The 6,525-nt window shown below is 70.9% G+C and carries 6 protein-coding genes; all 6 read right to left on the bottom strand.

What is annotated here, in order from left to right; all coding sequences use genetic code 11:
* Positions 1-47: 47 nt before the first annotated feature.
* The 6 genes from CH341_RS11590 to CH341_RS11565 all read right to left on the bottom strand — a co-directional run bounded on the left by CH341_RS11590 (position 48) and on the right by CH341_RS11565 (position 6,367).
* A complete protein-coding gene (locus CH341_RS11590) occupies positions 48-635 on the bottom strand; it encodes a hypothetical protein (RefSeq protein WP_111419188.1) in 588 nt (195 codons plus the stop codon).
* A gap of 105 nt (positions 636-740) precedes the next feature.
* Positions 741-1,259 carry a hypothetical protein gene (locus tag CH341_RS11585; protein WP_111419187.1) on the bottom strand — a complete coding sequence of 173 codons (519 nt, stop codon included), beginning with the start codon at positions 1,257-1,259 and terminating at the stop codon, positions 741-743.
* A gap of 214 nt (positions 1,260-1,473) precedes the next feature.
* A complete protein-coding gene (locus tag CH341_RS11580) occupies positions 1,474-3,696 on the bottom strand; it encodes a CHASE3 domain-containing protein (RefSeq protein WP_111419186.1) in 2,223 nt (740 codons plus the stop codon).
* Between the two features lie 28 nt (positions 3,697-3,724).
* Positions 3,725-5,320, bottom strand: coding sequence for a citramalate synthase (cimA, locus tag CH341_RS11575; protein WP_111419185.1), 1,596 nt, complete (start codon positions 5,318-5,320; stop codon positions 3,725-3,727).
* 178 nt (positions 5,321-5,498) lie between these two features.
* A complete protein-coding gene (locus CH341_RS11570) occupies positions 5,499-5,999 on the bottom strand; it encodes a GNAT family N-acetyltransferase (RefSeq protein ID WP_111419184.1) in 501 nt (166 codons plus the stop codon).
* Complete coding sequence (locus CH341_RS11565) at positions 5,999-6,367, bottom strand: endonuclease domain-containing protein (RefSeq protein WP_111419183.1); 369 nt, start codon at positions 6,365-6,367, stop codon at positions 5,999-6,001. Before CH341_RS11565 ends, CH341_RS11570 begins: the two co-directional genes overlap by 1 nt.
* Positions 6,368-6,525 lie beyond the last annotated feature (158 nt).

Below are 6,525 nucleotides of genomic sequence, written 5' to 3'. Positions count from 1 at the left end.
GCGCGCGCGGCCGCAGGGCCGGCCGGCGCGAGGCCGGACCGAGCTGATCAGTTGGGCGCGCCGCCCCGGCCGGCGGCGAGGCCGCCGCCCTGCCCGGCCGCGATCAGCGCCGCATAGCGATTCAACAGCACGGCCAGCGCCCGCGCGGCCGTGACGATGGCGCCGCAGGAGACGCCGCCGCCGACCTTTTGGCCGGCCCGCCGGAGACGGTCGGGGTCGCCCGCCCGCGCCGCCTGGACGAGCGCGATCAGCTCCGCCTCGTCGCGCGACACCTGCGCGCAGGAGGCCGGAAAGAAGGCGAAGCCGGCGCGACGCTCGGCCCGCAGCGCGCGGACCAGGGCGCCGGCGCGCGCCACGAAGGGGGGACCGTCAACCGCCCCGAAGGTGGCGTCGGCATGGGCATGGGCCGCCTCCCAGCAATCGGCGCTCGCCGTCATGTAGCCGGCGCAGACGAAGCGCACGAGCGCCAGCGCCAGGTGCTCGCCGGCGTCCTGGCAGATCGCCCGGCACGGCCGGCAGTCGCCGCCGCTGCGGGCGAAGTCGAAACGGATCGGCTCACCGGACCGCATCGCCGGCGGTGACGCCGATTCGGGCTCGAAGCGATCGGACGCGAAGCGATCGGACGCGAAGCTCATGCCGGTGTCTCCTCTGTCGGCGTCGGGACGACGTGATCAGCTCGGGCGAAGTCGATGCAGCGCGCCGGCTCGATGCAAGGTGCAGGCTCAATGCAAGATGCAGGCTCAATGCAAGGTGCAGGGTTGCGCCTCGCCGGCACGCATGGACAGCGCCAGCCCGGCGTCGACCTCGCTGCGCACCGGCAGCACCAGCCCGGCCCGCGCGAACAGCGTCGCGAGCCCGCGCAGCGGCGGCATCGCGAACGAGATGCCGTCGGGCTCGAGCCAGGCGGCGAGCCGCGCCCGCGTCGCCCGCAGGTCGCCGACCTGCGCGGTCGCCGCCGCGGCGACCAGGCGCAGCTCGTCGGCGGAGAGCTGCGGACATTTGCGGCAGCGCACCTCGAAGCGGCGCACCGCCATCCGGGCCGTGACCCGCAGCAGCGCGTCGAGCGACAGCGTCGCGTCCTCGACGCCGGCGCGCAGGAAGGTCGGCTTCAGCACTGCGACCGGGCAGCGGCCGTCGCGCACCGCGACGACCCAGCTCCGGCATCCCCAGACGACGAGCTGCTCGGGCCCGTCGAGCGCGGCGAAGCGGTCGACGGAGAACTCGTCGAGCGCGTCCTCGGCCAGGGCCTGCGACCGCATCAGCAGCGCCCCGGCACGATCGTGCGCGCAACAGCGCTGCGGCGAGCGGAAAGAAACGGGCGGTCGGGGGTCATGGACATCTCCTCGTCGGGACGATGTCCGAAGTATTCAGCAGCGCGCTGCACTGTCGAGAGGCGCGGGACGCTTTTCGATCTATTGCAGCTTTACGATCGTTTCAAGGAGTTGCGGGCCGGCCGCACGGCGGCCCGCCGGCTCAGTCGCCGAGACCGTCCGGGAAGCGGACGATGTTGCCCGCCTCGTCGGCCGGCGGGCCGCCGGCCTGCAGCACCTGTGCCACCTTGCGGCCGATCTCCTCGCGGCGGAACGGCTTGCCGATCAGGTTGACGCCCTCGTCGAGCTTGCCGTCGTGCACGATGGCGTTCTCGGTGTAGCCGGACATGAACAGCACCCGCGTCTCCGGGCTCGCCCGCGTGATCAGGGCGGCGAGCTCCTTGCCGCGCAGGCGGCCGGGCAGGATCACATCGGTGAGCAGCAGGTCGATGCGCTCGGCCTTGGTGAAGGCGTCGAGCCCGGATTCGGCGTCCTGGGCGGCCTGCACCTGATAGCCGAGCTCCTGGAGCTGCGCGACGACGACGCGCCGCACGTCGGCGTCGTCCTCGACCACCAGGATGCGGGCGCTGCCGCGCGGAACCTCGCGCAGCCCGGTGACGATCTCGTCCTTGGGGGCGCGCTGCGAGCGCGGCAGATACAGCTTCACGGTCGTGCCCTGCCCGACCTCGCTGTAGATCTTGACGTGCCCCTTGGACTGCTTGGCGAAGCCGTAGACCTGGCTCAAGCCCAGCCCGGTGCCCTTGCCCTCGGACTTGGTCGAGTAGAACGGCTCGAAGGCGCGCGCGATCGTCTCCGGCGACATGCCGCAGCCGGTGTCGGTGACGGCGACCATCACATAGGCGCCCGGCTCCACGTCCGGGTTCAGCCGGCAGTAGTGATGGTCCAGCATCTGGTTGGAGATCTCGATGGTGAGGCGGCCGCCGACCGCCATCGCGTCGCGCGCGTTGAGCGCGAGATTGAGCACCGCGTTCTCCACCTGGGCGGCGTCCGCGAAGGCCGGCCACAGGCCGCCGGTCTCGACGAGCTGGACGTCGATCTCCTCGCCGAGGGTGCGGCGAAGCACGCTGTTGACCAGCTCGGCGACCAGCCGGTTGAGATCGACCGGCTTGGGCTCCAGCGGCTGGCGCCGCGCGAAGGCGAGCAGATGCCGGGTCAGGTTGGCGCCCCGGATCGCGCTGGCGATGGCGTCGTCGAGCCGGCGCGTCACGTCCGGGTCGTCCGGCAGGCGCCGCTTCAGCAGATCGAGATTGCCCATCACGACGGTGAGCAGATTGTTGAAGTCGTGCGCCACGCCACCGGTGAGATGGCCGAGCGCCTGCATCTTCTGGGTGTCGCGCTGGGCCAGCTCGGCGCGGCGCTGCGCGGTGACGTCCGTGACGGTGAGGATGAATCCGGCGCCGCCCGGCATCGGCGTGCGGCGGACCTCCAGGGTGCGGCCGCCCTCCGTGGTGGCGTCGTAGACCACCGGATCGCGCTCGCCAGGCGCCCGCAGGTCCTCGGCGATCTGCGGGCCGCTCTCGAACAGCTCCGCCCCCACGGCGGCGGTGAAATCCTCGTAGGAGACGTCGCGACGCGCCACCCCGGACGGCACGTCCAGGAGCTCGATCAGGCACAGGTTCCATTCGACCAGCGTCAGCTCGGACGAGAACACGGCGATGCCCTGGCTCAGCCCGTCGAAGGAGGTACGCAGCCGCGCCGCGCTGGCCACGGCTTCCTGCTCGGCCGTGCGGCGTCGCTGCTCCTCCCGACGCAGCACCATGCTGCTGCCGACGACGACCGCGAGGGTCAGGACTCCGCCGCCGAGGACGATCCACAGCGCCCGCGTCCGCAGCACCTCCACGGCGCGCTGGCGCGCGCCGAGCAGGCGGACCTCCTCGGTCCGAATCTCCTCGATCACGTCACGCACCGCCGTCACCAGATTCATGGTGAGGTGGCTCTCCACCTCCCGGCGGGCCGCATCGAAACCGAGATTGTCGCGCAGCGTGATCGTCTGGGCGAGCTGCGCCATCTTCTGCTGCACCAGCCGGGCGAGCCGGTCGAGCCGCTGCTGCTGGTCCGGATTGTCGACCGTGAGGGTGCGCAGCGTCGCCTGGACGATCGGGATGCGATCCCGGGCTTGCTCGAAGATCGCCAGATAGGCGGGCGACTGGGTGATGATGTAGGCGCGCTCGTTGCTCTCCGCGTCGAGCAGCGCGCCGGAGAAGTCGTCGATCGTGCGGATGACTCGCCCGGTGTGGTCGACCGAGCGGCGGCCCGCCGCGACCTCCTCGCTGAGCCGGAAGAACAGCGCCCCGCCCGACAGATAAGCGAGGATCAGCGCCAGCGTGATCGCGAGGCGGGCCCGCGCGGCGACTCTCTTGGTCATGCGGCAGGCCGGGGGCGAACGTCCGAGATCATGCAGGGGCGCCGGAGCGGATCAGCTTGTAGACGATGGAGTCCATCAGGGCCTGGAACGAGGCGTCGATGATATTGGGCGAAACCCCCACCGTCGTCCAGGTGTCGCCGTTCTCGTCGAGGCTCTCGATCAGCACCCGGGTCACCGCCTCGGTACCTCCGTTGAGGATACGCACCCGGTAGTCGGTGAGGCTCAGGCCGCGGATGTAGTCCTGGTACTTGCCCAGATCCTTGCGCAGCGCGAGGTCGAGCGCGTGCACCGGGCCGATGCCCTCGGCGGCCGAGATCAGCGGCTCGCCGTCGCCGACCTTCACCTTGACCACCGCCACCGTCGCGGTGACGCGCTCGCCGAGCGCGTTGATCCGGTGCTCCACCGTCACGTCGAACTTCAGCACCTCGACGTAATCGGGCACGTCGCCGAGCACCCGGCGCGCCAGGAGCTCGAACGACGCCGGCGCCGACTCGTAGGCGTAGCCGATCGCCTCGCGCTCCTTCATCACGTCGAGCAGCCGGCCGATGCGCGGGTCGTCCTTGTCGACCGCGATCCCGACGCGGGCGAGCTCGGCCAGCACGTTGGACTTGCCGCCCTGGTCGGAGACCAGCACGTCGCGCTTGTTGCCGACCGACTCGGGGCGGACGTGCTCGTAGGTCGCCGGATCCTTCAGGATCGCCGAGGCGTGGATGCCGGCCTTGGTGACGAAGGCGCTCGGCCCGACATAGGGCGCGTGCCGGTCCGGCGCGCGGTTGAGCATCTCGTCGAGTCTTCGCGAGACCCGCGTCAGGCTGGCGAGCCCGGCGTCCGAGACGCCGATGTCGAAGCGTTCGGAAAACTCCCGCTTGAGCTTGAGGGTCGGGATCAGCGACATCAGATTGGCGTTGCCGCAGCGCTCGCCGAGGCCGTTCAGCGTGCCCTGGATCTGGCGCACCCCGGCCCGCACCGCGGCGAGCGAGTTGGCGACGCCGTGCTCCGTGTCGTTGTGCGCATGGATGCCGAGCCTTTCACCCGGCACCGTCTCGACCACCTCGCCGACGATGCGCTCGATCTCGTTGGGCAGCGTGCCGCCGTTGGTGTCGCACAGCACCACCCAGCGGGCGCCTTCCTTGTAGGCGGCCTCGGCACAGGCGAGCGCATAAGCGGGATTGGCCTTGTAGCCGTCGAAGAAGTGCTCGCAGTCGACCAGCACCTCGCGGCCGCGCGACAGCGCGGCCTTCACGCTGTCGCGGATCGAGGCGAGGTTCTCCTCGGGCGTCGTCTCCAGCGCGACGCGGACGTGATAGTCCCACGACTTCGCCACGAAGCAGATCGCGTCGGCATGCGCGTCGAGCAGCATCGCCAGGCCGGGATCGTTGGAGGCGGAGCGACCCGGCCGCCGCGTCATGCCGAAGGCCGTGAAGGTCGCGCCGACGCCGCGGTCCTGCGCGAACAGCTCGGTGTCGGTCGGGTTGGCGCCCGGATAGCCGCCCTCGATGTAGTCGATGCCGAGGTCGGCCAGCATGCGGGCGATGGTGAGCTTGTCGGCCAGCGTGAAATCGACGCCGTTGGTCTGCGCGCCGTCGCGCAGCGTGGTGTCGAACAGATAGAGGCGTTCGGTCATGCGAGGTCACCCGGAAGCTGAAAACGGACGTGATCGAATGAGACTGGCCGGGCGAAGCGCGTCCGCGCTCACCACCAGCCGAGATACTTCAGAACGAAGGCGACGCCGCCGGCCAGCACCAGCAGCTTGATCAGAATGTAATAAATCCAGTGGCGCGGGAACGGCGTGTCGGGGCGTTTCACGGCGGAGCCTTTCCGGCCAGGGCCTTTTCCATGGTGGTGGTGGCGAGCCACTCGTCGCCGCGCAGAACCGTGTTGCGCCGCTGCGGGACATAGCCGCGCTTCTCGAAGAAGCCGCGCGCATTGTCGCTGGCGTCGACCACCAGGGCCTTGGCGCCGCGCGCCCCGGCGAGCTTCTCCACCGCGTCGACCAGCATGGCGCCGGCGCCGAGCCCGGCGACACCCGGATGCACGTAGAGGAGATCGATGGTGGTGCCGCCGGCGAGCGCGACGAAGCCGACCGGCGTGCCGTTGAGCGTCACGACCAGCGACAGCGCGTCGGCGAGCCGCTTGCCGAACGCCGCCCCGTCCTCGACGGCCGTCATCCAGGCCTCCTGCTGGGCCTCGCTGTAGTCCTCCGCCGCGAGCTCGCCGATGCTGGCGCGGAAGATGTCGGCGAGCAGCGGCGTGTCGGCGGGCAGCACCGGCCGCAGCGCGAACTGGGGATGCGCCGTCGCCATCACGCGCCCTCCGCCCGGCTCGAGGCACCGACCGCCCGCGGCCCCCCTTTCGGCGCCGAGCGGATCTCGGTCTCGATGATCGAGATCACGCCGTCCGGGCTGGTGGCGACGTCCTCGGGGCGGAACAGCAGCACCCGGTAGCCGTGGCAGAAGAACCACTGGTCGCGCTCCGGATCGCGCGCCTCGCCGCCCGTCCCCGGCTCGTCGACCTCTACCACGATCGGCACGTCGTCGCACACGAACGCGGCCCGGTACGGCCCGAGCGTCACGCCGCGCCGGAATCTCGCGCTGCCGAACTTCTTGGTCCGCAGCACCCGCCACAGCCGGCGCTCGCCCTCGGTCATGTCACGATCCTGCTCGTCGCTCATGCGATGGCTCCCGGGACGCTGATCAGATCGCCAGTGGCGGACGTCGTGATGGGCACTGCAAAGCCGCGGGTACGGCCGACCCCTCTCCCCTCGTGGGAGAGGGTGGCTAGCCGCGCAGCGGCGAGACGGGTGAGGGGGGCCTCCGCAAACTCCGCGTT

It is taken from the genome of Rhodoplanes roseus (assembly GCF_003258865.1).
In the GTDB taxonomy this organism is placed as follows: Bacteria; Pseudomonadota; Alphaproteobacteria; order Rhizobiales; family Xanthobacteraceae; genus Rhodoplanes; species Rhodoplanes roseus.
Note: the sequence above shows the minus strand (reverse complement) of the source record. Positions and strands in the feature narration are given on the sequence as shown.

Coding starts and splice junctions, on each gene's coding strand:
- cimA (WP_111419185.1), bottom strand. CDS start 5,320: ATGACCGAACGCCTCTATCTGTTCGACACCACGCTGCGCGACGGCGCG.
- CH341_RS11565 (WP_111419183.1), bottom strand. CDS start 6,367: ATGAGCGACGAGCAGGATCGTGACATGACCGAGGGCGAGCGCCGGCTG.
- CH341_RS11580 (WP_111419186.1), bottom strand. CDS start 3,696: ATGACCAAGAGAGTCGCCGCGCGGGCCCGCCTCGCGATCACGCTGGCG.
- CH341_RS11590 (WP_111419188.1), bottom strand. CDS start 635: ATGAGCTTCGCGTCCGATCGCTTCGCGTCCGATCGCTTCGAGCCCGAA.
- CH341_RS11570 (WP_111419184.1), bottom strand. CDS start 5,999: ATGGCGACGGCGCATCCCCAGTTCGCGCTGCGGCCGGTGCTGCCCGCC.
- CH341_RS11585 (WP_111419187.1), bottom strand. CDS start 1,259: ATGCGGTCGCAGGCCCTGGCCGAGGACGCGCTCGACGAGTTCTCCGTC.